Here is a 1,341-nt window from a genome sequence, read left to right on the forward strand (position 1 = left end):
GTCGGCGACTGCGCCGGCATGGCCGCCGACCTGTTCGAGACCTATGCGGTGACCGTCGTCGCCACCATGGTCCTCGCCGCCATCTTCTTCGGCGGCACCGCCGTTCTCAGCGCCACAATGCTCTATCCGCTGGCCATCTGCGGCGCCTGCATCCTGACGTCCATCGTCGGCACTTTCTTTGTCAAGCTCGGCTCCAACGGCTCGATCATGGGCGCGCTCTACAAGGGCCTGATCGTCACCGGCCTGCTGTCGATCGTCGGCCTCGGCATCGCCACCTCGGCAACGCTGGGCTGGGGCGAGATCGGAACCGTCGCCGGCATGGCCGTCACCGGCACGAACCTGTTCATCTGCGGCCTGATCGGCCTTCTGGTGACCGGTCTCATCGTGGTGATCACCGAATACTACACCGGCACCGACAAGCGCCCGGTGAACTCCATCGCCCAGGCTTCGGTCACCGGTCACGGCACCAACGTCATCCAGGGTCTTGCGGTCTCGCTGGAATCGACGGCACTTCCGGCGATCGTCATCGTCGGCGGCATCATATCGACCTACCAGCTCGCCGTCACCACGATGCTCGGGCTTGCCGGTATGATCGTTGCGCTCGACGCCTTCGGCCCGGTTACCGACAATGCCGGCGGCATCGCCGAAATGGCCGGCTTGCCCAAGGAAGTGCGCCAATCCACCGATGCGCTCGACGCGGTCGGCAACACCACCAAGGCGGTGACCAAGGGTTACGCCATCGGTTCAGCCGGCCTCGGCGCGCTGGTGCTGTTTGCGGCCTACTCCAATGACCTGAAGTTCTTTGCCGCCAGTGGCGACAAATATCCTTACTTCCAGGGCATGGGCGAAGTCTCTTTCGACCTCTCCAACCCTTACGTCGTCGCTGGTCTGATCTTCGGCGGCCTGATTCCGTATCTGTTCGGCGGCATCGCCATGACGGCTGTCGGCCGTGCGGCGGGCGCCATCGTCGAGGAGGTGCGCAAGCAGTTCCGCGAGGATCCGGGCATCATGGCCGGCACGTCGAAGCCGAACTATGCGCGTGCGGTCGACCTTCTGACCAAGGCGGCGATCCGAGAAATGATCATTCCGTCGCTGCTGCCGGTGCTGGCGCCGCTGGTCGTCTATTTCGGCGTGCTGCTGATCTCGGGCTCGAAAGCATCCGCTTTTGCAGCGCTCGGCGCTTCGCTGCTCGGCGTCATCGTAAACGGCCTGTTCGTCGCCATCTCGATGACCTCCGGCGGCGGCGCTTGGGACAACGCGAAAAAATCGTTCGAGGACGGCTTCACCGGCAAGGACGGCGTCAAGCACCTCAAGGGTTCCGAGGCGCACAAAGCCTCGGTG

1 protein-coding gene is annotated in these 1,341 nt (G+C 64.1%); it reads left to right on the plus strand.

The features are described from left to right. Positions 1-1,341, plus strand: a 1,341-nt coding sequence (locus EOA78_RS35490; protein ID WP_206533571.1) for a sodium/proton-translocating pyrophosphatase, incomplete at both ends; no start/stop codon positions are given.

It is taken from the genome of Mesorhizobium sp. M5C.F.Cr.IN.023.01.1.1, assembly GCF_003997585.1.
In the GTDB taxonomy this organism is placed as follows: Bacteria; Pseudomonadota; Alphaproteobacteria; order Rhizobiales; family Rhizobiaceae; genus Mesorhizobium; species Mesorhizobium wenxiniae.